Source organism: Brevibacillus reuszeri, assembly GCF_002897295.1.
GTDB classification, from domain to species: domain Bacteria; phylum Bacillota; class Bacilli; order Brevibacillales; family Brevibacillaceae; genus Brevibacillus; species Brevibacillus reuszeri_A.
Window position 1 is genome coordinate 333,352 of the sequence record NZ_BEXF01000001.1, and the last position, 26,314, is coordinate 359,665.

Annotated in this window: 32 protein-coding genes and 2 pseudogenes; 20 read left to right on the top strand and 14 right to left on the bottom strand. The window is 43.8% G+C overall.

Features of this window, described 5'->3' with window-relative positions:
• The first annotated feature begins 78 nt into the window (after positions 1-78).
• Together C3B52_RS01640 and C3B52_RS01645 are read left to right on the top strand one after the other, a co-directional pair.
• Complete coding sequence (locus C3B52_RS01640; RefSeq protein WP_103104346.1) at positions 79-339, top strand: YuiB family protein; 261 nt, start codon at positions 79-81, stop codon at positions 337-339.
• A gap of 157 nt (positions 340-496) precedes the next feature.
• Positions 497-1,114 (top strand): 3D domain-containing protein, encoded by a 618-nt coding sequence (locus C3B52_RS01645; protein ID WP_103104347.1) that lies wholly within the window; start codon positions 497-499, stop codon positions 1,112-1,114.
• Positions 1,115-1,198: 84 nt separating this feature from the next.
• Here C3B52_RS01645 and C3B52_RS01650 read toward each other — a convergent pair whose 3' ends face one another.
• Positions 1,199-1,966, bottom strand: a complete 768-nt coding sequence (locus tag C3B52_RS01650) for a cobalamin-binding protein (protein WP_103104348.1) — start codon at positions 1,964-1,966, stop codon at positions 1,199-1,201.
• Between the two features lie 47 nt (positions 1,967-2,013).
• Positions 2,014-2,490, bottom strand: a complete 477-nt coding sequence (locus C3B52_RS01655) for a divergent PAP2 family protein (RefSeq protein ID WP_103104349.1) — start codon at positions 2,488-2,490, stop codon at positions 2,014-2,016.
• Between the two features lie 150 nt (positions 2,491-2,640).
• On the opposite strand from C3B52_RS01655, the gene C3B52_RS01660 reads away from it, so the two are divergent.
• The 4 genes and pseudogenes from C3B52_RS01660 (at position 2,641) to C3B52_RS01675 (ending at position 5,642) form a co-directional block, all read left to right on the top strand.
• Positions 2,641-3,015, top strand: a complete 375-nt coding sequence (locus C3B52_RS01660) for a DUF309 domain-containing protein (RefSeq protein ID WP_103104350.1) — start codon at positions 2,641-2,643, stop codon at positions 3,013-3,015.
• 52 nt (positions 3,016-3,067) lie between these two features.
• A pseudogene (locus C3B52_RS01665) lies at positions 3,068-4,566 on the top strand (leucyl aminopeptidase).
• A gap of 21 nt (positions 4,567-4,587) precedes the next feature.
• Positions 4,588-5,019 (top strand): CoA-binding protein, encoded by a 432-nt coding sequence (locus C3B52_RS01670; RefSeq protein ID WP_103104351.1) that lies wholly within the window; start codon positions 4,588-4,590, stop codon positions 5,017-5,019.
• Positions 5,020-5,045: 26 nt separating this feature from the next.
• Positions 5,046-5,642, top strand: a complete 597-nt coding sequence (locus C3B52_RS01675) for a sulfite oxidase-like oxidoreductase (protein ID WP_103104352.1) — start codon at positions 5,046-5,048, stop codon at positions 5,640-5,642.
• Positions 5,643-5,821: 179 nt separating this feature from the next.
• Here C3B52_RS01675 and C3B52_RS01680 read toward each other — a convergent pair whose 3' ends face one another.
• Positions 5,822-6,169 carry a hypothetical protein gene (locus C3B52_RS01680; RefSeq protein ID WP_103104353.1) on the bottom strand — a complete coding sequence of 116 codons (348 nt, stop codon included), beginning with the start codon at positions 6,167-6,169 and terminating at the stop codon, positions 5,822-5,824.
• A gap of 27 nt (positions 6,170-6,196) precedes the next feature.
• Between C3B52_RS01680 and C3B52_RS37730 the strand changes: the two genes are divergently transcribed.
• Positions 6,197-6,370 (top strand): recombinase zinc beta ribbon domain-containing protein, encoded by a 174-nt coding sequence (locus C3B52_RS37730; RefSeq protein WP_123058840.1) that lies wholly within the window; start codon positions 6,197-6,199, stop codon positions 6,368-6,370.
• An 857-nt stretch (positions 6,371-7,227) separates the two neighbouring features.
• Here the strand turns inward: C3B52_RS37730 and C3B52_RS01685 are convergent.
• The 3 genes from C3B52_RS01685 to C3B52_RS01695 all read right to left on the bottom strand — a co-directional run bounded on the left by C3B52_RS01685 (position 7,228) and on the right by C3B52_RS01695 (position 8,206).
• The gene (locus C3B52_RS01685) at positions 7,228-7,506 is read right to left on the bottom strand and encodes a hypothetical protein (protein WP_103104354.1); all 279 of its coding nucleotides are present in this window, start codon (positions 7,504-7,506) and stop codon (positions 7,228-7,230) included.
• A gap of 132 nt (positions 7,507-7,638) precedes the next feature.
• Positions 7,639-7,998 carry a hypothetical protein gene (locus tag C3B52_RS01690; protein WP_164684664.1) on the bottom strand — a complete coding sequence of 120 codons (360 nt, stop codon included), beginning with the start codon at positions 7,996-7,998 and terminating at the stop codon, positions 7,639-7,641.
• On the bottom strand, positions 7,982-8,206 hold the full coding sequence (locus tag C3B52_RS01695; protein WP_103104356.1) for a hypothetical protein: 225 nt from the start codon (positions 8,204-8,206) through the stop codon (positions 7,982-7,984). Before C3B52_RS01695 ends, C3B52_RS01690 begins: the two co-directional genes overlap by 17 nt.
• Before the next feature lie 76 nt (positions 8,207-8,282).
• Between C3B52_RS01695 and C3B52_RS01700 the strand changes: the two genes are divergently transcribed.
• The 3 genes from C3B52_RS01700 to C3B52_RS01710 all read left to right on the top strand — a co-directional run bounded on the left by C3B52_RS01700 (position 8,283) and on the right by C3B52_RS01710 (position 9,733).
• Positions 8,283-8,498: a hypothetical protein gene (locus C3B52_RS01700; RefSeq protein ID WP_103104357.1), complete on the top strand. Its 216-nt coding sequence runs from the start codon at positions 8,283-8,285 to the stop codon at positions 8,496-8,498.
• A 177-nt stretch (positions 8,499-8,675) separates the two neighbouring features.
• Positions 8,676-9,167 (top strand): SMI1/KNR4 family protein, encoded by a 492-nt coding sequence (locus C3B52_RS01705; RefSeq protein ID WP_103104358.1) that lies wholly within the window; start codon positions 8,676-8,678, stop codon positions 9,165-9,167.
• A 257-nt stretch (positions 9,168-9,424) separates the two neighbouring features.
• Entirely contained in the window at positions 9,425-9,733 is a 309-nt protein-coding gene (locus C3B52_RS01710; protein WP_164684665.1) for a hypothetical protein, read from the top strand.
• A gap of 79 nt (positions 9,734-9,812) precedes the next feature.
• On the opposite strand, the gene C3B52_RS01715 is transcribed toward C3B52_RS01710, so the two are convergent.
• From C3B52_RS01715 to C3B52_RS01730, 4 genes are all read right to left on the bottom strand, one after another.
• Positions 9,813-11,003, bottom strand: coding sequence for an MFS transporter (locus C3B52_RS01715; protein WP_103104360.1), 1,191 nt, complete (start codon positions 11,001-11,003; stop codon positions 9,813-9,815).
• A gap of 142 nt (positions 11,004-11,145) precedes the next feature.
• Positions 11,146-11,454, bottom strand: coding sequence for an ArsR/SmtB family transcription factor (locus tag C3B52_RS01720; protein ID WP_103104361.1), 309 nt, complete (start codon positions 11,452-11,454; stop codon positions 11,146-11,148).
• A 66-nt stretch (positions 11,455-11,520) separates the two neighbouring features.
• Complete coding sequence (locus C3B52_RS01725) at positions 11,521-11,961, bottom strand: GNAT family N-acetyltransferase (protein ID WP_103104362.1); 441 nt, start codon at positions 11,959-11,961, stop codon at positions 11,521-11,523.
• A 219-nt stretch (positions 11,962-12,180) separates the two neighbouring features.
• Positions 12,181-12,717: a GNAT family N-acetyltransferase gene (locus C3B52_RS01730; protein WP_103104363.1), complete on the bottom strand. Its 537-nt coding sequence runs from the start codon at positions 12,715-12,717 to the stop codon at positions 12,181-12,183.
• A gap of 502 nt (positions 12,718-13,219) precedes the next feature.
• On the opposite strand from C3B52_RS01730, the gene C3B52_RS01735 reads away from it, so the two are divergent.
• On the top strand, positions 13,220-14,599 hold the full coding sequence (locus C3B52_RS01735; protein WP_103104364.1) for a YcdB/YcdC domain-containing protein: 1,380 nt from the start codon (positions 13,220-13,222) through the stop codon (positions 14,597-14,599).
• A gap of 100 nt (positions 14,600-14,699) precedes the next feature.
• Here the strand turns inward: C3B52_RS01735 and C3B52_RS36300 are convergent, their stop codons facing one another.
• A complete protein-coding gene (locus C3B52_RS36300; RefSeq protein ID WP_164684666.1) occupies positions 14,700-14,954 on the bottom strand; it encodes a hypothetical protein in 255 nt (84 codons plus the stop codon).
• 542 nt (positions 14,955-15,496) lie between these two features.
• Here C3B52_RS36300 and C3B52_RS01740 point away from each other — a divergent pair.
• Entirely contained in the window at positions 15,497-16,054 is a 558-nt protein-coding gene (locus C3B52_RS01740) for an SMI1/KNR4 family protein (protein ID WP_235615561.1), read from the top strand.
• A gap of 101 nt (positions 16,055-16,155) precedes the next feature.
• Here the strand turns inward: C3B52_RS01740 and C3B52_RS01745 are convergent, their stop codons facing one another.
• A complete protein-coding gene (locus C3B52_RS01745) occupies positions 16,156-17,751 on the bottom strand; it encodes a PucR family transcriptional regulator (RefSeq protein WP_103104366.1) in 1,596 nt (531 codons plus the stop codon).
• 201 nt (positions 17,752-17,952) lie between these two features.
• On the opposite strand from C3B52_RS01745, the gene C3B52_RS01750 reads away from it, so the two are divergent.
• Both C3B52_RS01750 and C3B52_RS01755 read left to right on the top strand, forming a co-directional pair.
• Entirely contained in the window at positions 17,953-19,164 is a 1,212-nt protein-coding gene (locus tag C3B52_RS01750) for a cystathionine gamma-synthase family protein (protein ID WP_268811872.1), read from the top strand.
• Between the two features lie 324 nt (positions 19,165-19,488).
• Positions 19,489-19,953: pseudogene (locus C3B52_RS01755) on the top strand (AraC family transcriptional regulator); the annotation flags it as partial.
• A gap of 99 nt (positions 19,954-20,052) precedes the next feature.
• On the opposite strand, the gene C3B52_RS01760 reads toward C3B52_RS01755, so the two are convergent.
• Positions 20,053-20,550, bottom strand: coding sequence for a DinB family protein (locus tag C3B52_RS01760; RefSeq protein ID WP_103104368.1), 498 nt, complete (start codon positions 20,548-20,550; stop codon positions 20,053-20,055).
• 253 nt (positions 20,551-20,803) lie between these two features.
• Here C3B52_RS01760 and C3B52_RS01765 point away from each other — a divergent pair, with 253 nt between their 5' ends.
• From C3B52_RS01765 to C3B52_RS01790, 6 genes are all read left to right on the top strand, one after another.
• Positions 20,804-21,631, top strand: a complete 828-nt coding sequence (locus C3B52_RS01765) for a lipase family protein (RefSeq protein ID WP_103104635.1) — start codon at positions 20,804-20,806, stop codon at positions 21,629-21,631.
• A 28-nt stretch (positions 21,632-21,659) separates the two neighbouring features.
• Positions 21,660-22,487, top strand: coding sequence for a lipase family protein (locus C3B52_RS01770; RefSeq protein WP_103104369.1), 828 nt, complete (start codon positions 21,660-21,662; stop codon positions 22,485-22,487).
• A gap of 59 nt (positions 22,488-22,546) precedes the next feature.
• Positions 22,547-22,846, top strand: a complete 300-nt coding sequence (locus tag C3B52_RS01775; RefSeq protein ID WP_164684667.1) for a hypothetical protein — start codon at positions 22,547-22,549, stop codon at positions 22,844-22,846.
• Positions 22,847-22,891: 45 nt separating this feature from the next.
• Positions 22,892-23,185 (top strand): RNA polymerase alpha subunit C-terminal domain-containing protein, encoded by a 294-nt coding sequence (locus C3B52_RS01780; protein ID WP_103104371.1) that lies wholly within the window; start codon positions 22,892-22,894, stop codon positions 23,183-23,185.
• 310 nt (positions 23,186-23,495) lie between these two features.
• Entirely contained in the window at positions 23,496-24,737 is a 1,242-nt protein-coding gene (locus C3B52_RS01785) for a DUF4073 domain-containing protein (protein ID WP_103104372.1), read from the top strand.
• A gap of 175 nt (positions 24,738-24,912) precedes the next feature.
• Entirely contained in the window at positions 24,913-25,599 is a 687-nt protein-coding gene (locus C3B52_RS01790) for an SOS response-associated peptidase (RefSeq protein WP_103104373.1), read from the top strand.
• Here the strand turns inward: C3B52_RS01790 and C3B52_RS01795 are convergent.
• Positions 25,594-26,277, bottom strand: coding sequence for a 5'-methylthioadenosine/adenosylhomocysteine nucleosidase (locus C3B52_RS01795; protein WP_103104374.1), 684 nt, complete (start codon positions 26,275-26,277; stop codon positions 25,594-25,596). The two genes, C3B52_RS01790 and C3B52_RS01795, sit on opposite strands and share 6 nt — an antisense overlap.
• Positions 26,278-26,314: the final 37 nt, after the last annotated feature.

A 26,314-nucleotide genomic window follows, 5' to 3' on the forward strand; every position in this document is an offset into this window, starting at 1 on the left:
AAAAATAGCCCGTCCTTCCTGCAATTGCCAATGCACATGCGCAAAAGCCGGAGACGATGGCAGGAGGTCTAACGGTCGATGAGCTTGCTGCAATTTATGGTGTCTATTGTGCTTTTTACCGTGCTCGGGTTTGGCATCGGATTTATTTTAAACATGATTTTAAAGACAACTTGGCTTCCGGTTGTGATTGCTGTTGGGGTCGTAGTCGGTGCTCTGGTCTACCAAAAAATCGTTCCGGGTGTTTGGGATTCGCTTATTCTTGGATGTGGAATGATTGGTACGGTAGCAAGCGGCTGGACGATTCACACGCTTCGAAAAAAAGGATATCGGATGTTTTAACAAATGCCAGACAGACCTTGAAAACAGGTCTGTTTTTCTTTACACGCGCCATCCATGCAAGATCTAATATACTGAATATTTTACGAACGATCCAAAATTTGTGTATAGGTTTCTCCTCTTCGGGACATGACTAGAACCGAGAGGAGGTTTACCAGAAATGAATGGAAAGCTGTTAGTGAGTATTATCGCACTTACAATCATGGTACTGACAAGCTTTGTGAGCGATGGATACGGCTACAACGTAGTGGGGGATCACAGTATCCAATCCACATTTGGAGTTAGGGAAACCAAGGAGGGGCAGCGTGTCAGCAAAAAGCGCACCGTGTCGGCTAGCTCACTCACTCAAGTGATTGATAAAAATGATGTACTACTTGATCAATATCCAAAAGTGCGTGTTGTGGCTACAGGTTATTACGCAGGATACGAATCGACGGGAAAACACCCGTCCCACCCGTCTTATGGAATTACATATTCGGGCGTCAAGGTACGTAGAGATGATTATTCCACGATTGCTGCTGACCTGCGTGTTTTCCCGCTCGGCACGGTATTATATATTCCGGGCTACGGGTATGGAGTTGTAGCAGATAAGGGAGGAGCCATTCGTGGAAACAAGATCGATCTGTATTTCGAAACGAAACAAGACGTGTTTACCCAGTGGGGGAAAAAGTCAGTGGATGTGTATATCGTCCGCAGAGGCGAGGGCAAGCTGACAGAAGCGTTCTTGAATAATTTGAATCAAAAAGGCATCGCCGCGATGGCGGAGGTCGCCAACTAATCAATGCCGCTATGGTGGCGTAAACGGAGCAAAAATAAAAACGTTCAAGGCGAAATGCTTTGAACGTTTTTGCGTTGCAGTTATTTACGTATGTATCAAATCTACGAGCTTTTCCAAGCCTTCGAGGATGCGGGGGGACGGACGACAGTAAAGTCCTTCCTCAAGCAGGTGAACCTGTTTGCTGCGGATTGCTTTCATTTCCTGCCATTCAGGTCGATCCGTAATCATCGTAGGCTTGATCCGTTTAAGCTCAATGCCGCACCAAACGACGCATACATGGTCGGGATCACGCTCGGCAACCATTTCCCGAGTCGCTTTGACGTTAGCTACTGGATAGTCAGCGAAAACATTGATGGCACCCGCGATTTCGCTGACATCGGTCAGCCAGTTCTCTTGACCTGGTGTGTAGATTGGACTTGGCCACCATTCCCAGTACAGCTTTGGGCGGGTAGGAAAGGCCGCAGCCTTTTGCCGGATGGTTTCCACTCTTTCGTCAAAATGAGCGGCGAGCTGCTCGGCTTTTTGTACCGTGCCTGTTGCTTCGCCTACTAGCCTAATATCCGCTGCGATTTCATGAATATGGGATGGATTTAGAACGATGTGCGGGATTCCCAGTGCCTGAAGTGCCTCTACGTTTTTCTCCATACCGGGTACACTGAGCGAGGCAACCACCAAATCAGGCGACAGAGCGGCTACCTGATCCATATTGATGGTCAGATCAGGGCCTACTCGCGGCAAGTGCTGCCACTGGGGAGGCCAGTCCGAATGATCGTCCAAGCCTACGACGTGCTCATCCAGTCCCAGGTAATAAAGAATTTCCGTATTGCTCGGACAGATGGAAACGATGCGCATGTCCTTCCCCCCTGTGGAAAAAATCCATAATCAGTTCGATGTCGTCTCTAAAAAAACGGATGTACCAAAAGGGCAATCATGATGCCGAGCCAACCGCCAATCAGTACCTCGATAGGCTGGTGACCGAGCAACTCTTTCAGCTTTTTAGCTTTTTCCTGGCTTGGACGAACCTTGAATGATTTCATGCCTTCTAGGAGATGATTGAATTCGTCAACCAATTTGTTCAGGACCACTGCTTGCATACCGGCATGACGGCGCACTCCGGCAGCATCAAACATGACGATCACGCCTAAAATAGCGGAGATGGCAAACATGTTACTGGAAAAGCCCTCACGCAATCCAACGGCGGTGGAAAGCGCTGTCACGGCAGAAGAGTGAGAGCTAGGCATTCCGCCCGTGCTAAGCATCAAGGACCATTGCCAGGTTTTGGTGGCAAAAAAATGCAGAGGAATTTTGATGAATTGGGCAATTCCTATGGCAAGCAGTGCAGCCCATAAGGGGAAGTTTTCAAAAATATCCGCCACGGAAAATCCATTCCTTTCTACTGTACGCTTCTCTAGTTTATTGTAACAGAAGGGCGAACTCTTAATCCGTGAAGTTTTCGTTTGGATTTAAAGTCATTGCCAATCTGTGTTACCATGAAGACGAAAGGTGTGAAACGGAGGCGTGCATCCATGGGCTATCCCGGGCAGTATCTTCAGTTCATTGACAAATTCAATGAAGGTGAGTACTACGAATGTCACGATCTGCTGGAAGACATCTGGATGGAAGACAAATCCGATAAGTTTCTGCAAGGCTTATTGCAGCTATCCGTCGGACTGTATCACCAGGAATACGGCAATATAAAAGGTGCTCGCTGGATGTTTGGCAACGCACGAAAGTATCTGACCCGTTACGAACCCGTGCATTGGGGGCTGGACGTGTCTAATATTCTTCAATACATAGAAGCCTGCGAGAAATCTTTGCCAGAATCTGATGTCATTTCGTATGCAGAGGCAAAAGCCATGTCGTTTCCGTCCTTGCGTTTGCATGTAGACACATCGTGTTAAACACAAATGTGCCCATAATTGTATCCTATCACAGAGAAAGAGGGAAGAGTATATGCAAGTAACAGTGGAAAAACGATACCAGCTTGTAAATATCGCGTGTGACGAATTGATCGTTCCACTTTGGAAAGGCGAAGAGCTGGCCCAAGTGTATCCGGACCTCGAAGCTGCTTTTGGAGGCACACTTAGTGTCTTGCAGGGAGAGAAAGAAATCAGTGGCGATGCAAAGGCAATCGCTGTGATTCACAGCATGGGCAGAATGGCTGCCAAAAAGCTGATCGTAGTGGGAATGGGGGCACCGGAGAAGTTTGATTTTGTCGCTGCTCGCACTGCATGGGGGCGTGCAGCTAAGACGGTTGTCTCTAAAGGGACGGGCAAAACCGTTGTCATCGATTTGCCAACCACGGAGCATTTGGGAGCAGACAGACTGGCACAAGCGGTTACGGAAGCATTTGGACTGGCAGAATACAATTATGAAGGCTACCGCCTAAAAGCAAAACGTGAATCCGATCCAATTGCAGCTGTACGGATTCTGGCGCAGACGATGCTGTAGAAGTCGCTTCGTCTGGGGTACATGTAGGAAGCGCACTGGTTTCTGGAACGAACATGGCCCGTACACTGGTAAATGAGCCTGCTAACTATTTGACACCTCGTGCCTTGAAGGATGCAGCCGTCGATGTGGCGAAGCGTTATGGCATGGGGATTGAAGTGCTTGAAAAAGCGAAGCTGGAAGAGCTGGGCATGGGCGGCGTCCTGTCAGTTGCTAAGGGCAGCGAGCTCGAACCATATGTGGTAGCGATTAAATATCAAGGCAAAGACACATGGGACGATGTTATTGGCCTAGTGGGCAAAGGGGTCACCTTTGACACAGGCGGAATTTCCATCAAGCCGGTCGCAGGCATGGAAGACATGAAGTCAGACATGGGCGGAGCTGCTGCCATGATCGGTGCCATGGAAGCACTGGGTCAGATGAAGCCAAAAGTAAATGTACTGATGGTGATTGGAACGGTCGAGAATATGCCGTCAGGTACTGCATTCCGACCTGGCGATGTCATCACGACAATGAGCGGAAAAACGGTTGAAATTATTACTACTGATGCAGAAGGTCGTCTGGTGCTAGCAGACTGCATTACATACGCCAAGCAGCAAGGCGTTTCGTGTATCGTTGATGCAGCTACCCTGACAGGTGGCATCGTGGTTGCTTTGGGACACTTCTGCTCGGGTGCCATGACTAATGACAAGGCTCTCATGGATGAGCTTTTGTCAGCAGCAGATGCTGCAGGCGAACGCTTGTGGCAGCTCCCGACATTCGATGAGTATCGCAGCCTGAACAAGAGCCGCTTTGCCGATCTGAAAAACTCCGGTGGACGCTATGGACACGGCATCATCGGTGGCGTATTCCTGCAGGAGTTCGTTGGCGAGACCCCATGGGTGCATCTGGATATCGCAGGAACAGCCTACACGTCCAGCAATGGGGATATGCAGCCAGCAGGCGGTACAGGTGTCATGACCCGAACGATTGCCCAATTTGTAGCAAGTCGCAGCCAATCCTAATCGTAAAAGGAGAGTTGAATCATGGTCCACAATCCGAGCAATGAAGCACGTAAGCAAATCCTGGAGGAATCCAAAATCATCGCAGTGGTAGGGCTGTCCAACAAGCCTGACCGGACCAGCTACATGGTGTCTGCTGCAATGCAAAATGCAGGCTATCGCATCATTCCCGTGAACCCAGTGATTGCGGGTGAAACGGTATTGGGTGAGAAAGTCCTGTCCAGCCTCTCGGAAATCGATGAGCAGGTAGATATCGTCAATGTGTTCCGCAAAAGCGAGGATATCGTTCCTGTAGCAGAAGACACACTGAAAATGAAGCATAAGCCAAGAGTATTCTGGATGCAGCAAGGAATCGCAAACGATGAGGCAGCGAAGCTCGTTGGCGAAACGGGCATCGAGGTTGTCAACGATTTGTGCATCAAGGTCGATCATGCGCTTTTACGCATTGGGAAATAAGCGATTGCTGTAAGGAGTGGGCACACATGTTTTTCAATCAACAGACAGACGCCAAGCGTGACCGAATTCCACCCAACCAAAAACAGACAACAGGCTTTCCTGTTTTGCACTATGGAGATGTCCCTGAGTATATGGATCTTGCAACGGAGTGGAGCTTCCGCCTGTTTGGGCTGGTAGAAGAAGAAGTCACACTCACCTATGAGCAGATGATGACTCTGCCAAAAGGTGGAACGACCAACGATATTCACTGTGTGACTGGCTGGAGCAAGCTGGACAACGAGTGGGAAGGGGTCCCGGTAGAAGAAGTGCTGGGGCTGGTTAAAATCAAGCCGGAAGCCAAATACGTGATGCTGCATGCCGAGCATGGCTGGACAGTAAATATTCCTCTTGCTGATTTCATGAAAGCAGGAAATCTGTTTGCCACGAAGCACAATGGTGAGGACTTGACGCCTGAGCACGGTTGGCCGCTGCGTTTTGTCATCCCGCACCTTTATTTTTGGAAGAGTGCGAAGTGGGTGCGAGGCATCGAGTTCATGGAGAAAGACAAGCAAGGCTTTTGGGAAAAGAACGGATATAATATGTACGGCGATCCGTGGCTTGAACAAAGATTCGCTTGGGATTAAATGGATGTAAAAGAGGCGGGAGACCGCCTCTTAATTCGTTTTAAATGATTTTATTTCACACGGTACTCATCGCCCAGGACCACCAACTGCTTCACCATAAGTGTCGATGACAATTTCCGAAAACAAGGTATGAGTAATTAACTTTTTGTGTTCGAGTTCAAGATGGTACCAATTCTCTTTTATTTTTTTGCGACTTCAATAACTTCTTGTTGAGTAAGCTTGGCGATTGTGTTTAAAGTAACTGGCTGGACTAGCAGCTGGTTTCGTATAGTTTCTTCTCGGCTATTTTCCTCTTGCATACGTAACCGCAGGTCTTCCATTGTAATTACATCATTAGCAAATGCCATTTGGCATTTTCTTTTTCTTTTTTTGATTTCCTCAAGCTCATATTCAAAGTTGATATTATCAGACGATGTTGGCGTAATAGATTTCCCTTCTGAAATATCAATGTCTTGTTTCCATGTGCCATCTATGATGACATCAATTTTATCGAGTAGGTGCTTCTCTATTGTATCTTCGGCTACCATGGCAAGCTATTGCAAAAAAAAGCTCTTATGGCGAGAAAAACTCATGTTTGTTTCCCTTTTACTGGTGTACTCGTTTGTGGAAGGTGCGGTAACAGGCGCCAAGGAAAAGAAAAAAAGAGGAAACATCAAAGTTATCGGTCGTATCGTTGTCGAGGTAGGTTTTCTTTAGGAGTTTGCGATCTACTGGAATTGTGGAAGTGAAATAGTAATAATGTGGTGATATTTCCCCATGTATTGGGTGTAATTGTGGGTTGAAAAGGAAAGGATATATGGTATAATGCTTAAGGTCAATCAAAATCATCATACAGTAATGGTGGTGTCTAGTATGTTGGATATACTAGAAAGAGTAAGTTACAAGGTGTTAATTTCTGTATTCTGCGGTTTTTTCTTCGCTTCCGCAATAAACCATGCTTGGTGGTATGCATTTGAAAGTACAGTTTTTTGTGTGCTAATTTATTTCATAATGTCGTTTTCTAAGAAAATTGACGAAATTAATTAACAGTGTCATTAGAAATCTATGGTATTATAAACATAATCAAATGCTAAATGCATAAACTCAGAGATAGGAAGTAAAAGAGCGACAAATGCTCGCAACATTTGCCGCCCGTTGGACAATGAAATCCAGCGATTACCGTGATACTTCCTTCACTTTAAGAAACTCACCGCGAGGGTTAATCCTGCCCTTTATCGGTGGGTTTTTTTCTATTGCTCCATTTTCGCCTTAGCCAACGTGATAGTTTTCTCCCCGAAAAGAAGAGAGTGATCAGGGTTGTAATGACTTTTAGAAACAGAAAAATAGTGGTAAACATATATTAGCATCATCCTCCATGTCAAGCCTCTCTGTAGGCCGCGTAGTGTGCTAGGAGGGTGCCTTCATTACTTACCTAAACCTCACCGTTCACTGTCCAAGGGATATTATAGCATATTTTACTAGAATCCAATCCCGTATTTTCCATATTTAGAAATTGATTTGTGGATATGAAGATTATAGTGAGGAATTATCAGAATGTCCCGAGGGAATACTGGGCCCGTCTCCTTAAAACAGGGACGGTTTTTGGCTAGAAGTATCTGTCCATGTAATCAGAGTTATAAATAAAATGCTTTCCCCCGGCCAACATATATCGTTTCAAATTATCTCTAAACGATCGATCCGCAAGGGCCAGCTCCACAATGAATGCCTGCGCGCTTCCAAGTGACCTATTTCGTTTCGCCCGCCCTTTAAAAATCGGATTCCGAAAATCCAGATTGTCAGCTACTTTGATCAGGTTCCCGTACATCGTCCTCGAATGGGTCGATGTCACCCGCGGCCGCTCTTCGTGTGTCTCCCCTATGTCCATACTCTCTCCACCTTCACAATTCAATTTCAAATTGTCGAAATATAGCCTTGGTTCAAAAACATCATTCAACACACTGCACACTAAGGGACTCTTTATCTTGCAGTAGAGGATATGTAACGCAGCATAGCACCATTAACGACGGATGATGTCATCGCGTTTGATCGATCCGTCCAGAGCTGCTTTGACAAGTTTCTGATCGTTGAAGCTTACTCGTTTCCCTGTTCCAACTTCTTCTGCATGCAGCCGACCGCGGTTAACTGAAACCACTCGATAACTATCGTTTGAAGATAACGGAGCAGCAGGAGGGTATAAAGTATGAGCAATAGAAAGCATAACTCCGAAGCTCAGCACAGCCAGTAGCCCCCACGACACTTTAGAAACCGTTCTTTCCAAATCCTCCGGTTCATTGTCGTCATCTTCCCAATGACCATCTTCGTCCACATAAACGGGGCGCCTCCGTTCTTCCCGATAGTATCTACGCTTCCGTGACATTGGAGGCCACCACCCTTCGAACAGGTACAGGAACGGCGATTCGCTTCTGTTCATTGATTGACTGTCGCTCAGCGATCCGGGCTAGAGCCATCGGTTTAAGATGCCCTTTTGCCCAGGCGCTAAAGTTCAAAGTCTTGGAAATCTCCCACATTTCCCTTTCAAGTGGATCGTTGACGTTAAAGCAAACAGGTTTTCTCTCTGTAGCCACGAGGCAGCACCTTCAGGTATTGTGCAGCGCAGCGTTCTGTTAGGCTACTGAGGATGGGGTGAGGAGTATGTCTGGATTGAATAAACCTAGGACAAAGGCAGGTAAATATATTGACCTTCATGAAATTAGTCATACATACATCGCACAAGAGACAGGTCTGAGTATGGATACATTGACGAGGATTTTTACAATTGGTAAAAAGACACAAAATCCTACACGTTCTACACGCAAATTAATTCTTGATGCCGTGAAAAAGAAAAAGCCAGATGTTAATCCATCTGACCTTTGCTAACGAAACGGTTACATAGTAATATGTACGGTGATCCTTGGAAAGGGCAACGTTTTGCCTGGGATTGATGACAACTTAGAAGAGGCAGACAACCGCCTCTTTTGTTATGCTTTTTGTAGATTTAAGTCTAAAGAGAGATAGGAATTTACCAATTGCCGCATTCACAAAGGGGGTTTCAATATGGAAAAGACAATTATTTCAATTATTAATTCGATCAAAGGCAGCAAAGTCCAAGAGGGAGGGAGACTGAACATAACAAATGAGCAATTTGAATGTATTTTTGAAAAACGGGCCTCCGTTGAAGAAGTAGACCAGTTTCTTGAAAAATATAAAATTCCTTTACCAGCAGATTATCAAGTGTACTTAAGTACTTATGGTGGAGCTAGACTATTTCAACATACATATTATGGAGGGGGAATAGACTTACTTAGTTTGAATCATATTATTGATTATTGGAAATCCTACAGTATTGATTATCCTTATTATCCAATTGCTTGGAGTAGCCATTCATTAGGAGCAATTTGTATTAATCAAGAAGAAATCGATGATAAGAACGGATATTTGGCATGGTTATCTTCTATGGATCCTGAAAATCCTATTGAAATAAAAATGACATTTACTGAATGGTTAGCTACACTTATAGAAGAAAATGGCCAGGAATTTTGGTTATAATTCCAGCCCGCCTCTTTTGTTATGCTTTTTGTAGATTCCTAACTATAGTTAGAGGAAGTGCTTGCATACTTTTTGTTACACTAGCATCGCCCATTGTAATGAAACTCTCACTATTCATCCGTTGATGGAACGCCGTGTGCGATGAAAGTCGCCTGCACGGTGTAGGCTCGTTATAAGTCCATAGAGAGAGACAGGAATAAGACGAGAATAGCAATCATGTACCGAGAGTGAATGCAAATGTTTTTAATGGTCAGCTGATGTACTTTGCGGTAAACACCCCTGGGATGTACGTGGTGGTAGGAATTGACGAAAAGCCGGATCGAAGCTGGTTCATTGACGACGATGGTGACAGCTTAAGTTACACGGTTACTTCCAGTAAGTCCGATGTTGTAGACGTAATGATTGGTCGTGAGAGTAACACTGATTTGGATGGCCAGTTATATACGGATACAAGAATTTTGGTCACAGCAAAGACACTTGGTACTTCAGTCATAACGCTTACCGCAAATGATGGTAAAGGAGGAATCCAATCGGTGACGTTTGATTTGCAAGTAATACAGTCTTAGATCTTACGCTTAGCAATGTTGATCTAAACATATTGAAAAGAGGCGGGCAACCGCCTCTTCATTTTGGAAAGAACCTGAATCAGTTTGACAAAGCATGTTTTTTTCTTGCCTCTTGTTTTATCCATGAAAACAATAATAACGAGGCGGCGACTGCAATTGCCACGCCGATCGTCCCGAACCATGTGATGGATGACAAGGAGATCCGATCCACGGCGAGACCACCGATTCCTGCTCCTGCTGCCATCGATAATTGCATCGTAGACTGGTTAAGCCCGAGCATAATTCCCGAATAATTCGGTTCAATTCGAATCAAATTATATTGCTGCGTAGGACCGGAAGACCATGCTGCAAATGACCATAATACAAGGACGCCAACAACGATTCCCCAAGAACTCGATAAACCAACAGTAACAGAAAGTAACAGGAAAGCTGCGATATGCAGAAGCATTCCCCCGATTAACGTGAAAGAAACTCCCCATTTATCCGTACTGTAGCCGCCAAATTTGGAACCGATTAAGCTGGCCAGGCCGAACGCCAACAATACTCCGCTGAGCACTTCTTCATGTAAACCCGCAACATTTAGAAGGTAAGGAGAAATGTAGGTATACGCGATAGAGTAGCCGCCGAGCCAAAAGAAAGTAATGGAGAGACCAAGAGCGACTTTTTTGTTTTTGAGAAGAGCAAGCTGCTTGGTTAAAGGTACGGGGGCATCCCCGATTACTCGCGGGATTGTTCGATAAAGAACAAAAATGGCGAGAAGTCCTGTTATGGCAATGAAACCGAACACCGATTTCCAGCCGTATGCCTCAGCGAGCATGCGTCCGAGCGGAACCCCGATAATTAATGACGTAGTAAAACCCATCACTACGGTTGCAATCGAGCTGGCCTGTTTACCTTCGGGTGCGATTTTCGCTGCAATATCCAATGCGGTAACAACAACCAGTCCAGCGCCTAAAGCCATCAGCACGCGCGAAAGTACAAAAAGTCCAAAGCCCGGCAAAACAAAAGACATCATGTTAGCTAAGACGAAAATCCCCAGTGCACCAACGAGCAGCTTTTGCCTCTCGATTTTTGCTGTCAGAGCCATCAGGATGGGGGTGAAAATAGCATATACAAAGGAAAAAATGGTTACAAACTGCCCTGCCGAAGTAATGGAAATTCCCAAAGTATCCGAGATCTTGTCTAAAATACCTGAAATGACATATTCGGATGTACCGACTAAAAAACTTACAATCGCTAACAAATAAACCTTCCAACTGCTTGTCTTCAATTTCACCACTCCTAATTTTTCTCACATCTATATATTAAAAATTATCGATGTGTTGTGCTTTAAAAAATCTACACATTGTAATATGTCGATGTGTAGACGTGAGGCAAACTGAATCCTCAATAGAGCATTCAGCTTGTACTCATTAAATCTCGTTGTTAAAAAATGCACCGATTTTTCGTATCGCTTCTTCGTTTCTTTTGAAATACGTATACTTGCCGATCCGTTCTGCGGTGACCAGACCTGCCCGCTGGAGTATCGATAAATACTGGGAGGTTGTGGATTGTGTCATGTTCAGCGTATCCGTGATTTGACCAACACATACCCCAATTTTCCTCATATCAATCCCTTCGTGGGGTGTGAAATGTTTTTCCGGATCCTTCAGCCAATGCAAAATTTGCAATCTCGACTCGTTGGACAGCGCTTTAAAAACTTCAATTGGTTCCATATACATTATCATATTGAAAATTGTCGATATGTCAAGCGTGCTTAATTTCGAGGTGACTATCGTGGGAAAAAGTTAACTGACCTTGAGGCGTGTCATAATTTCGCCCCATGGAGCCTTACCAAGAACTTCAAATCCTAGCTTTCCATAAAGAGCGGCAGCTGCTTTGTTTTCAGGGTGGTAGGCTACCATAATATCTGTAGCATCAGGCTTTGCTTTGATTCTTTCAATAACCTGTTTCATGGTTTCAATTCCGTAGCCGTTCCCCTGGTGACTGGAATCGATCATAAGTCTATAAATCCAGTATTGCGAATCGTCAGGATCTATCCCGAACATGACAAATCCTACCATTGATTGATCTTTGTACACGGCGAGTGTTTCAAAAGTCGGTAAAAATTTTGACTGTGCCAAGGAATATAGATTAGAGGCGATAAATTGTTTTTGGTCAACGTTGGGCTGTAACTCAATACATTCTTCCCAGTTTTCAGAAGTTACTTCCTTTAGGGTAAGGGTCACAATACTATCTCCTTTAACGTTTGTTCCCATTCCAAATCACATCTGTCTTTTTAACGAATAGCACAAGGGAATAAACCTCACATATGTTTTGGATATATTTTACAATCGGTTCAGAGTTTAGAGCAAGCTGGTTTTTAAACAACGAAACCAAAAAAGGGGGTCAGCAATTGACGCTGCCCCCAATCCAAAATAATTTTTTCAAACGATTTACTCGTAGAGTTACTCTTCTGTCCACTTAGTCCGCAGAGTAGAAAACATGATCAAATCTACAAAAACTTCTTTGGATTTTTCGTATTGTCGTAGTTTACCTTCTTCCACGAAACGTAATTTTCTTAAAACTTTTATCGAGTTGAGGTTTTCAGGTTCAACCTTTGCCTCAACTCTATTCAGACGAAGGCTCTCAAAACCAAAGCGAATTAAAGTGCGTATAGCTTCAGGGGCATACCCTTTCCCCCAGTAAGGAAAGCCGAGATCATAGCCAATTTCTGCTCGTTCATTTTCGTAATCAAGATAATTAAACCCGCACGAACCAATGATCTCGTTTGAGTGCTTCAAGAGGATTGTCCACCTAATTGCTTTATTTTCCGCGAACAGCCCCTGGAGCATTTCGATCATTTGTTGAGCCTGTGAAACATCTGTAAAAGATGCATTCATATGCTTGGTGACGATTGGATCAGACCAAAATCCAAATAAAACAGGTGCGTCATCGAGTTCCATCGGTCTTAACAATAATCGTTCAGATGTTATTTGGTACATGTAAAAACCAACCTCCAAATTCATTAAGCTTATGAGAAGTGATCAACCTACCTGGGCATAAATCAGTCCTTTCACCTAATAACAATATCGCACCTGATTTTTTATCTACTCTTTACATAAATACTCAATGAAATAAAAGCGATTGTTCCCAAGATAAGATGGCTTTCAAACCAAATAGGTATCCCCATAGAAACTTCAGGCATTAAGCACCCTCCTTAAAGATAAGCCCCCGTCTAAGAGCTCGAATATGCGTTTGTTAATCCATATTATACCATGTGCTTACCCTAACGAACTCAGCACCTTGCAGATACCTCATCATGAGGTTACTTCTGGGGTGATCAATGACGCTATAATGGTGTTTCCACATTAAAAGATGATTTATAAAATATGTTTTCTAATGTATGATTAGTAAATAATGGAATTGATTGAATTTTGTTGAATAAAATCAAATGCGAAATGATCAGTTGAAACAATAGGGAACAGAAATAGGAGGCAGATGCGTGTGAAGAAAAAAGATAGAAAAGGACTTTGGAACAGAATGTCCCTTTTCTTGCTCTCATCGATACTGATACTAGGCGTTATTGAAGATGGGGGAACACTAGTACAGGCAGCTGAGCAAAAATCAAATAAGATTCTTTCCGAACAAGAGGCTATCAAATTCGCAAAAAAATGGATGGATGTTCCTGCACGTTTTGAGTATGACTATGGAGCATACGCCGAGCCGTATGAAGTATTACGTACTCCCTACGGTGCATGGGTTCTTCATTGGACTCATCCAAATCATTCAAGAATCCTGTATAAAATTCATCCCGTCTCAGGGCAATTGCTGAATTACGATTATTTAGACGAAAAAAGCGAGACCACTGTCCCAATCACAACGAAGAGAAAGCAAATTGCACTTGAAGGAGCATTGCAGTTTCTCACAAAAGTCATGACTTCAGAGGAACGAACGCAGCTGGTGGAGCCACAAGAAGGTATGTACAGAAGCGACAACTCTGAACCATATCATTTTATTTTTGATAGAGTAAAAAAGGGTGTTCCTTTTAAAGGAAATTATATCGCTGTTACCGTGAGAGGTGACGGGAAAGTTCTGGGTTTCAAAAGGATATGGTCTGAAGGAGAGATGCCCGACGAAAGCAAAATCATCTCCGAAAAGAAGGCTCGTGAGCTGCTAGAGCAAAACACGAAGCCAACCATGCATTACAAGAGAGTTTACAGTGGAAAAGATGAATCGAAATACATGTTGGTTTATGATTATCTACCCACCGATCCGCAATTTGTAGATGCGATCTCAGGCGAAATGATTGATGGCAATGGTAGAGTGGCGAAACCAAGCCCGATCAAGAGCTTGAAGGAGATGCCCCCTGTTCCAGCTCCAACAGAGGGGAAGGGGTTTAGTGGAGTATTTACCTATGAGCAAGCAAAGGAAAGCGCAATTCATTTCCTGCAAACGACGTACCCGGATCAGCTAGGAAATATTTATATGCTCGATGGCCAATCAGATGAAATAGATTCGTACGATGGGAAGCCGCGATGGGAGGACTATTTCGTAAAATTTGGATGGTTGAAAAATGGCATTCTTGTTGGGGATAGGGATTCAAATTTTTCTCTATATGTCACCCCCCGAACAGGTGAAAGTGGTTTTGTGGGAAAAGACAAAGATGCACCACCAGTGATTGACGACACTAACAAGCAGATAGTAGACATGGCATCTGCCAAAAAAACAGAGCAAGCCATGAAAAATAAGCTCGAACTCTACTACTTTCAACCGGAACAAGACGTATCCGAGGACGAGGAGCCAAAACCGCGGCTGGTATACCGCCTCAGCGGAGCCTATGGAATCGTCGACGCACACACGGGGAAATGGATTAGCTATCAATAATGGCGGATAGACAATGCTCATCTTGTCATTGGTGGGGTTGATTTTACCAAAACGGTAAAGTTGAAAAAACCCCACCGAATGGTGAGGCTAAAAAATAAAACTATTCTTCTATAAATATCTCGGTGTTCGAATCTCCTTCTTTACTTCCGCCGACTACAACCAATTTAGCTTTATACTCGGTACCAGCCACCAGTCCGTCGATTTGGGCCATACGGGATTCGGAGTTTAATCCTCCACTGTTATCAGTCCAAATAACATTAGCTGGATACCATGTTGTTCCCCCATCCGTTGACAGCTTTAGAGTAACACTGCTTGCTCCTGTAGCTGGGCTGAACGCAAACATAGCTATAGGCATATGAGAGAAAACATCGTGGAGTCTAAAATTATCAATTGGTGTTGACTCAGGTTCGCTATTCTCGTCTTATTCCTTTTTCTCTCTCGGTTTTATAACGAGCCTACACCGTGCAGGCGACTTTCATCGCACACGGCGTTCCATCAACGAATCGCAAGGTTAAAACTCTTACAATGGGCAAAAAGATCATACCATCCACCAATAAACAAGGAATAAACAACGCCTTTGACAACCGAGGAATGATAGCTGAATTCTGCGAATGTCCTCGATAAGACTGGGCCAGTACCCAGCTTTTTTTCGTTGCAGATTTTTTCGGAATTTTTTCCGAAATTGGGATGGAAAGTAGGTAGACTCAGGAAAAATGATTACTATAATGGAAATAACAGGCATACATAGAACGAACCTATCAAATGGAAACATGAGTTAGCCTTTGCAAGAAAATGATTGGAGGAGGTGTCCGGTGGGAAGATAAATGAGCCAGTCAGGCACGGCTCCCCGGCTTTAGCTTTCGTTGAAAGACTATGAAGAGTGGTGGTGAACGAGGAATGGCGAGTGACGTCTGGGACAACATTTTAAAACAAATCCAAACGATAGCACAACCGATTTTTTCAACGGTTAATCCTCCTGCAACAGAGGATGAAATAACCCTTTTGGAAAACACATTGGCCGTTCAACTTCCGATTAGTTTTCGGAATTATCTGTCTATGATTAATGACCAACAAGAGCAAGAGCCTTTTATCGGATACAACTCCTTTTTGTCTATTCCAGCTATCATCGAAACATGGTCGATGATGAATGATTTGTTTGAGGACGAAGAACAGGTGGATTGGATCAACGAAGACCGTATCAAGCCTCTGATCTGGAGCAAAAAGTGGATTCCGTTTACCGATTTTGAAGGTTCCACACATCTGATTCTGGATTTAGATCCGGGGAAAAACGGTGTCACCGGACAAATCTTTAAGTATCACTCCGGGATGAGTTATCAAAAGGTGATTGCAAACTCATTCGAAGAGTTCTCCAACGAAATTTTAAACAGGTTCCAGGCTAACCGAATTACGTATACAGATGGTGTGATTACGTTTGAGGATCTCTACTTTGTGTAAAATGTCCCGCTGTAAAATACTAAGGGGGAACGATAACCATAGTAGCGAAAAGAGGCGGGAGACCGCCTCTTTCATTTGTTTTACATGATGCTATTTTGCATTTAACGAGCTATGCTAGCTGACCACAAACGTAAGCTTAGATCGAGTAAAAACAGATCATCGGTATCCACCAAAGATCGATTGGTTAGCTTCTCGATTTTCTTCAATCGATAAAGTAAAGTATGTCGATGTAAATTTAATGCCCGTGAGGTTTGACTGACATTCCCTTGATTTTGAATATACGCTGTCAACGTTGCAATCAGATTGAGTCCGCGTTGCTCTTCGTATTTTATCAGAGAACCGATGGTCAAGTAGGTAATCTCCTGTACTTCCGGATTGTTGGCAAGAGTGAGCAACGCCCGATAAAAGCTGGTGCTGGAATAAGTGCTTCGATGACCAGGCCCTTTTTGTCGGGAACCGATATCTAGCGCATTTCTGGCATCAATAAAGCTTTCGTGAAAAGTTTTGACACCAGCATGATTTTCACCAATCCCCCAAGACAGGACGAGGCCAGGTACAGCTTGTGTAAGCTTGCTTTCGATACGATCGAGAAATGGCTTCACATGATGTTCTACTTGCTGATTGGATACCTCAAGAAAAACGATAAAGCGTTCTTGCTGATACGTTTTCATTGTTGCACGCTTTAAGAAACTTCCAGCAAGTGATATTTGTTCTTCGACTGAATTGATTAACGTATACAACCATTGTTCATACGAGGTTTCGAGTGCTTTTTTCTCCCGGTTCTCGTACAATTTCTCGGCATATTCAATCGCACCAATCATGCAAACATACGGGAGAGCCAGGTTATAACCCATTGATTTCGCACGTGAAGAAACGGTGTCCCACGAATCGATTTCTCCTTTTGCAAGGCTCCATACAAAATCGTCTCGAAGGCGCATTTCCACTTCCTGTACAGCATGTTCCCTTTGAAACCACAGGGTGATTGTCGCAATGATATTACTCATCATGTTTATTTTTTCGTTACTCGTATGGTTTGTTGTTTCATGTTCCAGGGCCATTAATAAATAGCCGAACAGCCTGTCAGCGGATTGAATTTTGTACTGAATAATAGATGGATCAGAAAGGTCAGGTTGAACAAGGTGTTCTGAATTTTCACTCTTCCCCTTTACTACACCCTCGTGATTGACGATAGCAATCGGAATCCCCAAAGCCTGGTAGATGAATGCTGCAGCATCGGAAAGAGGGGAACCATTAATAAATAAATGGAGTAGCTGCTTCTGCAATTCTTCAAATTGCTGAAATTTCGTTTGGCGCCAATTGTGCACTTCGGTTAACACCGCTTCTGTAATATCAGCAAAACGGATCTCCCAAGGGATTTCAATGATCGGGAATTGGTGCTGTTCGGCCAATTGAAGGATTTCCTCTGGTATGTCTTTTATATAACGACCTGTAGCAATCGCCAAGGCAACTGCTTCCGATTCGATAATATCTTGAACGAATTCCCTTAAAGTCCCTGAATCATTACAGCCGATTGCTGTGGTTAAGACTAATTCGTTTTTGCGTATGAAATTTTCGACTGGAAGCTCGATTACCGATACCGTTTCGATTGAACGCGAGGATAGAGACGAAGAGGCTGTTCGAACATTTGCTTGTCGCATGACGGGGATATGCAATAGATCGATTAAGGTAAACGGCATAATGACCTCCTGAAATTCAAGTAGGAATGAGTGGATATTGACTTCTTTTAAAAAAGAGTGAACTGTCTTTTGAATTATCTATTTTATCTATAAAAACGTACTCAAACTTCATACAGGTTGTTGGATGTTATCACCTCCAAACCTCAATAAGATAATCATACGGATTCCATCCTAAAACTCTTTGTTAAGGAGATGACATTCTTGAGCAATCAAAAGTTTAACGATATTCAAATGGGGACAAAAACAGTTTGGGCAGGGGAAAAAGAAGTACTCGTGCATGGCGCATCACAAGTGCCTGTTGTGGTTAGCGTCGCCTACACGTACGACGATATGGATGCATGGTTTGATGTCGCAACAGGAAAAAAACCAGGCCATATTTACGGACGAAATACGAATCCGACGGTACAGGCATTCGAGGACAAGGTGCGCGTACTCGAAAATGCCGAAGCGGCTACAAGCTTCTCCACGGGTATGGCTGCCATTAGTAACGTTTTGCATACGTTCTTAAAGCCTGGAGATCGGGTTGTCACGATCAAGGATACGTATGGTGGAACGAATAAAATTTTCTCAGAGTTTCTGCCTAAGCTAAACATTGAAGTGACACTGTGCAATACTGGCAACCACGAAGAGATGGAGGCCGAGATTGCCAAAGGATGTACAATCGTCTATCTGGAAACGCCAACAAATCCTACTGTAAAAATTACCGATATTGAGCGCATGGCAAAAGCGGGAAAAGCCGTTGGAGCATTGGTGGTCGTTGATAATACTTTTGCTACACCAATTAATCAAAATCCTCTGCAACTGGGGGCCGACCTCGTTTTACACAGTGCAACGAAATTTTTGGGTGGACACGCGGATGCATTGGGTGGCGTTGTGTGCGGTTCAAAAGAATTAGTAGAGCAAATCTACCATTATCGTGAAATTAACGGAGCGACGATGGACCCTTGGGCTGCTTATCTTCTGCTAAGAGGAATGAAGACGCTAAAGCTGCGTGTTGAGCAACAAGCGAAGAATGCTATGGCCCTTGCCAAATATTTGGAGCAGCATGAGCTCGTCGAGCAGGTATTCTACCCAGGGCTGGAAACACATGTACATCACGATATTGCCAAAAAACAGATGAGAGGATTTGGCGGCATGCTAAGCTTTTCACTTAAAGGTGGCATGGATACAGTTCGGGTTGTTCTTCCTAAATTGAAATACGCCAATCGTGCTGCAAACCTCGGAGCAGTGGAAACGACTTATGGACCTGCGCGTACAACGAGCCACGTGGAATGCACAGTAGAAGAAAGAAAAGCACTGGGAATACCAGAAGGTCTTGTGCGATTGTCTGCTGGTATCGAGGATACGGAAGATTTAATTGCCGATTTGGAACAAGCCTTCCAGTCTCTTTCACAAGCATCTTTAAGAGGCTAAGAACGAGCTGGATGCTTTTCAAACTACCCCTGGGAGAAATCCTAGGGGTTTCATACAATTTAATATGTATTCGTACTCCACATAGAACGGACACCATTCCACAGCAGGGGGAGCAGGTGTGTCATACTGCCAACCTCATCCATCGCCAGTTATTTGCTTGGGCTAAGATGCTTCAGATAATATGAAGTTACTCCGAATGATCATCGTGCAATACCCAAAAAATCTTGTTTAATCGTATGTATTGTTGTGGTCAAGAGAGGAACAGGATGTACAACGATCGATCTCATAGCTTACCAACAGTACGATTGAAATGAGGTATGCAATGTGAAAATCGACCCCGGTGTGCCTCACGCCGACTATACAGATTCTTATCCAGGATTTGTGTTTCCATTTACAGGGAAGGTGCAATTTCAATTTAATGGTACGCCTTATATTTTCACCCCAGGAAAAGTGGTGCATGGCGGTGCAAAAATGACTCTTGCTCAAAAAATGTTTGGTAAAACCAACTGGGAATATATTCTTGTCCAATATCGGATATGTAGCGCAGAACTGGAAGAGTCTAGTTTTTCTCCTGGAGGCCTTTCGATGTTTCAGACCGAAATGCTGTTTCGAGATGTACTGAATGAAGCCTTAGTATGTGTTGCAAGTAGGCAAAATAGCTGTGAATCACATGCTTTGTTCGAGCGAGTCTCTCATTCTATTCATGAATACTATAATCAAAGTCTTACAATAGCATCGCTTGCAGAGCAATATAACGTGAATCGAAATCGACTTTCTTATGTATTCAGATCAAAGCAATGTCTGGAATAATCTGAATGCCGTGTGAGGAAAGCCCTTGAGTTATTCAAGGGCTTTCTCCTTTTCTTCCGAGTGAGGCTGACCCATTTGTTAACAACGCGCCTTCAGCTCTTGTATTTGCTCGATATGTCGCTGTTCATGTACATACAATAGCTCCACCCATTGATCCAAGGGAAGATGACCCAAAATCGGATGCTTAAAGGCAGCTGTTTTTAGAATCGCTCTATTCTCTACTTTACTCAGAACATCCAAAAAATTGTGTCTGGAATCGTGTAGCATTTGAATGATTTGCTGGACTTGAAAAGGCTCGGGGCTTGGCTCTGAAATTTCAGGTGCCTGGATCTTGTTGGAGCGGTCAGCTACATATTGAATCGGAATGTATTCTTTGTCGATTGGGTTCAATTGCTTGAGTCCATGCACAATTGCTTTTGCGAACAACGTGTCGATAATGACCAAGTGATGACAGACCTGTGCAATACTCCACTTATCCTGCTCAAATCGCCGATTGAAATCTTCATCGCGTATAGAGGAAATCTCATTTAGCAGTGTTGCTCTGGTTTTTGCCAAGTTTTCTTCAAAGTAATCCATATGAACCCTCCTTTGAAATCAGCATCTTCCATTTATTGTAACAAAATTCTGAGTAGATAGTACTTTAAGTTAGGAATTGTAAAGCCATTTAACGTTCATCCTGCTCTCCATTTTTTGTGTACAAGCACCTTATCTTTAATCTGGGCATAGGCTCATAATGGGCGCTACAGATTATACTTGCTAAAAAGAAACGGTTCAATTTCCGTTTATCCTAGTTCGGAAAGGAATTGTATAGATGGATCTCTCGGCCAAAATGAGCAATTTTAATAGCAGTACGGCAATATTTCTTGCAGCCATGAGCTATCAGACCTATCTGCTTTTTTTTGAAGAAAGGCTGATCTTGCCAAAAGGATTTAAGCTTCGCTATACGATCCGTGCGTTTGCTGATGTAGAAAATCCGACGGAAAATGTATACGGTTTTATTGCAGAGTCAAAAGATCAAATCATCGTAGCCTTTAGAGGGTACGCTGCCTATCCCGCCGATCTTTTAGCGGCCTATGACATCCTCCAGGTTCCGTATCCCTTTGTGAAAGATGGGGGCAAAACCTCAAGAGGGTTTACGAGCCTTTATCAGTCGACAAGGGATGCATTAATCAGAAAGCTGAACAATTTATCGAGCTCCAAAAAGCTGTTTGTTACTGGTCACAACTACGGTGGGGCTTTGGCTACATTAGCTGCTTTAGATTTTGCAGTAAATACGAGGTTTGAGAATCCGGTTATTTATACGTACGGTAGTCCACGTATTGGAGACCCTGAATTTGTTTTTCGATTCGATCAAGTGGTAAAAAATAGTGCACGAGTGGTAAACGTTCATGATCCGTATCCTACTTTCCCCGATAAAAAGTATCCGCCCCCTTTTACAGCAGAAGGTCTATCCTATCAACACGTAAAAACAAAATTCCCGATCGCCTTCCAGTTGAATAATACTCCCCGTAATGATGCCATTTCCTGTTACTTTAAAAGCCTCAGTCAATTCAATCCTGATTTTTCACAATCCTTATGCACTGAAAATCCAGGTTTTTGTCCTGATACCGAAATGTGTTTTCCCTTTGTAGGCGCATGTAAGTCTCCAAAGGCTTGATTAGTAGAAGTAGAAAGGAGTTACAGTCATGGATCGCTCAGGTTCAGCTGGCAGCTATAACAGTGAAGATGCGATTTTGCTTGCGGCGATGATCAACCAGTCCTATCACCTTTTTGAAACAGACTCACTTGTTTTGCCAAAAGGCTTCAGCCTTCGTTATACCATTCGAGCGCTTGCTGGAGTTGAGGAGCCGGAGCCGGAAGTGTTCGGCTTTATTGCGGAGTCAACAGATAAAATCATAGTGGTTTTTCGGGGAACCCGAACCTTTAAAGACAATGAGTCGGACCAAGACTTATATCAAGTACCTTATCCTTTTGTCAAAAATGCTGGGAAAACGCATCGCGGATTCACATGTATTTATCAATCAACGAGAAACGACCTGATCAAAGCTGTAAGCAAGCTTCCAAAATCGAAAAGACTATTTGTGGCTGGGCATAGTCTCGGAGGAGGCTTAGCCGTACTCGCTGGTTTTGATTTTGCCGTGAACACGAAGTTTAAAAAGCCTTTCGTGTATACGTATGGTAGTCCTCGTGTCGCAGATCCTGCCTTTGCTTCCCGATTCAACGAAAAGGTAACAAATAGTGTTCGCATTATGAATGTACATGATATTATCCCTACGTTACCAGCTAAAGCATATTTGCCGCCTTTTACAAAAAACGGGTTGTACTATCGACATGTTCATACGAAGTATTTAATGTCTTTTCAGCTGAACAGTGTAGCGGTCCGCAATCATGAGATCGTTTGTTATTATAAGTTTCTCAGCGAACAGGACCCAGATTTTACAAAAGCCTTATGTGAGGAGAATCCCGGATTTTGTCCTGATACAGCGTTATGTGTTCCATTGAAAATCATGTAATTATGTAAATATGGGCATCGTATGGCAACAACCTCACGAAAGAAACAACGGTGAGGTTATTGCGCATCATCAGTTTTTCCCTAAAGTCGATGGAGCTGTATGGTAAGCAAATATACGCTGCGATTGTCCGAGAAGTAAAGCAGGCGAGCACGGCACAAGAAGGAATTCATGCGATCTGTATGCTTGTGAATACGGCTGTTGAGCTTAGAATAATTGTCGAACAGGCGGATAGAATGGCAAATGAAAGCTTTATGAGGACTGTCAAACAAAGACTCATTATAAAAAGAAGGCCGCCAAATGCGGTCTTTTTGACTTTGCATGCGGGGCTTCTCAGAGGATTCAGAAAGAGAACGTCGTAGTTAAATGTAAGGAGTTTTTTCGTACAGAAAGGGTGGTAGCTCAATATGGCAACGTCCGATAAAGATTTAAGAATCTGTAACAAAGGACACCAATACTATAAAAGCAGCGATTGTCCTTCCTGCCCAATCTGCGAGAAAGAGCGTAAACCTGACAGCGAATTTCTGTCTCTTCTTTCGGCGCCAGCGAGACGGGCATTGGAACATCAAGGGATAACTTCCTTGCAGCAGCTCTCTCAGTACAGTGAAAAAGAGATTCTCCAATTTCACGGTATGGGTCCCGCATCTATACCTAAGCTTCGAACTGCGTTGCAGGAGGAAGGATTGTCATTTAAAAACTGACTCAAAAATGTAGTGTTACCTAGGTTCAGAGCAGTAATAATAATGTTTAAAAATCGGGTATGCAGGCACAGGATTCGGTTCGAGTCCTGCGCCTTTTTTTCTACAATCAGGCAGGCATTAAGTACCTTTTTGCTCCAATCTAACAATCTTAATGTTGTTTTAACCTTTTCTTTATGTTGGATATCTACTATTTATGGTGTAACAAACAACGAAACACACACAAAAACAATAGAAAGGCGGAATGATATCAGGACAGTATTGGTAAAGCGGATAGGCGTCGTGACGAAAAACAGATGAGGAGAGATCCGTAATGAAAAAAATGGTATCAAGTATAGCTGCTTCTGCCATCTTGTTGGGTGGAATCCTGCCTGTCGTTGATTCTGCTGATGCAAATGACAAATTTTCCGAGAAAAAGATGACGATGACATTTGATGTGATCAGTGACATCCAAGGAGACCTTCGAGATTTTGGTCACGTTTTGCAAGACATCAATAAGGAAAATCCAAAGTCCAAAGCGTTGATCATAAACGGAGATATTACTCCTCGTGGCTACGATTTTGAGTATCAAGCCGTGCAAGATGTGCTCGATAAAAATCCTCACCCTGAAAACGTATGGTACAGCATCGGTAATCATGAGTTTTATGTGCCAAAGTGGAAGAATCCCCAAACGCTTGCACAAAGCTCATGGCCAAACGGCACAACGGAAGAAGAGTTGTTTGATAACTTCTACCAATTCAGCGGAGAAGACAAAGTCTATCACCAAAAAGAAATCAATGGATATCCCTTACTTTTCCTCGGCACAGAAAAATACATGAAATACCACGATCCAAAATTGTGGGATGAAGTATACATGAGTGACGAGCAACTGGACTGGCTGAAAGAAAATCTGGAGCATTACAGCAAGCAGAACAAGAATAAGCCCATTTTCGTATTCTCCCACCATGTGCTTCCGGACAGTGTATCCGGCTCCAGACAAAATCCATATTTGAACGATTACCTGAATGTGGACAAGCTCATGGACATCTTGAAAGACTATCCGCAAGTCGTTTTCTTCACGAGCCACACCCATTGGGACCTGAACCTGCCGGACTGGGCAGGCAAAAAGAAAGTCGAAGGCGGAGACAAACGCGGCTTTACCGTCGTAAACACGGGCGGCATTGAAACGGGATGGATGTCAGCTGGTCCAGACGGTGGCGAAAAAGTCGCACCGGATGGAGGGGCTTTCAAGCAAGGGCTGCGCTTGCAGGTGTACGGTGATGATGTCGTGATCCAAGCGTATGATTACCAACACGACAAAGTAATCAAAGAGCTCGGAATCCATAATGGAAAAATCGAACAGCTGGCGCCGAATGTACAGGCAGATGATGAAAACAATGTGCTTGTCGGAGCGACGCGATACATGGAGTACGCAGTTGGCAACCAAAAGAACTGGCAGGATTTTGATCCCGAAAATCCACCAGCATTTCCAGGAAATCAGGTCGTGTTTGTCCGCCATAAAGGGGAAATGAACCTGGAAGACGGCACGCCAATCATGGTCAAATTCAAGAAGTAACGGGACTGAAGCCCTTCTGGAGAAATCCTAAGGGCTTTTTTTCGTTACGAATGAAAGTAATTAGGAATATTCGGGCATACTAGTTCTCATACACTGTTAACAACCTTTTTCAGCCCTCACTTGATAGTGGGGGACTTTTTCATTTTCAGTGGGGAAAACAATTGGGGTGAGAGCTATGTGTGGACGATTTACGATTGTGTTTGATTCCGGCGAGCTGATGGAGAGGTTTGACGTAAACGAAGTTCCGTATGAGTGGAACAAACGATACAATATTGCCCCAGGACAGCTGATTCCCGCCGTCATAGAAGATAGGGGACAGCGCCGGCTGGGACAATTAAAATGGGGTCTTGTTCCTTACTGGTCAAAAGATGAGAAAAGCAGCTACAAAATGATCAATGCCAAGGCTGAGACCATACAGGAGAAGCCTGCCTTTAAACAGTTGTTTGTGCGCAAGCGATGCATCATCCCGGCTGATGGTTTTTATGAGTGGAGGAAGGTTGGGGGAGAGAAACATCCTATGCGAATCATACTGAAGACTGGGGAGCCTTTTGCATTTGCTGGCTTATTCGATACTTGGACGAATCCAATAGGCGAAAAGCTGCATACATGCACGATCCTTACGACAAGACCAAATCAGATTATCGAGAATATTCATGACAGGATGCCGGTTATTTTGCAAAAACAAGACGAAGCGATCTGGCTTGATCGTCACAGCTTTGATGCAGATCGATTGCAATCCTTGCTTGTACCGTATGATTCAGAAAAAATGCGTGCCTATCCCGTGCCCGCAATCGTTGGTAGTCCCAAAAATGACATGCCTTCTTGTATAGAGGAGATAGGTGATCCGTATTTATTTTTATAGACCTGCTTCAAGTAATTTCAGGAGTAGTTCAGCAGAGGTTGTTGAGGCGTGATGAATGTGCTCATGAAAGCTTTCCTGTCCCTTGTTTCCGGGCTGATCCGATATCGTGCGGATAATCAAAAATGGGACTCCTGCCATCCAGCAGACATGTCCGATCGAAGCTGCTTCCATTTCCGCAGCGAAAACGCTTGGGAAAGTGCTTCTAATTTTGTCTACCGTTTCGTGATCATCAAAATAATGATCACCAGACACGACTAAGCCGACGTGAACCAAAGGCAGTGTGGATTGAGCAGCAAGCTGAACAAGCTTGGGATCTGCCTGAAAGCTGGGAGGCAGCTCTGGGACCTGTCCATGCTCGTACCCGAAAAGGGTGACGTTCACATCGTGGTGACGTACTTCGCTTGCAACAACGACATCACCAATTTTGATATTGTCACGAAAGCTGCCGGCCACCCCTACATTGACGATGTAGTCAGGTGAAAACTGAGAGATTAGTAAGGTGGTGCCAACAGCAGCATTCACCTTGCCGATCCCTGTTTTCACTATAATCACTTCGATTCCTTTATAGACACCGATTTCAAAAGTCAAACCAAATAGCAGCACATTTTGCTCGAACACTACCTTGGTTTTAAGAAAAACCAGTTCTTCATCCATCGCACCAATGACTCCAATTCTCATCCCTAGTAACCCCTTCCGTTGCGTGTTAAGCCAACTG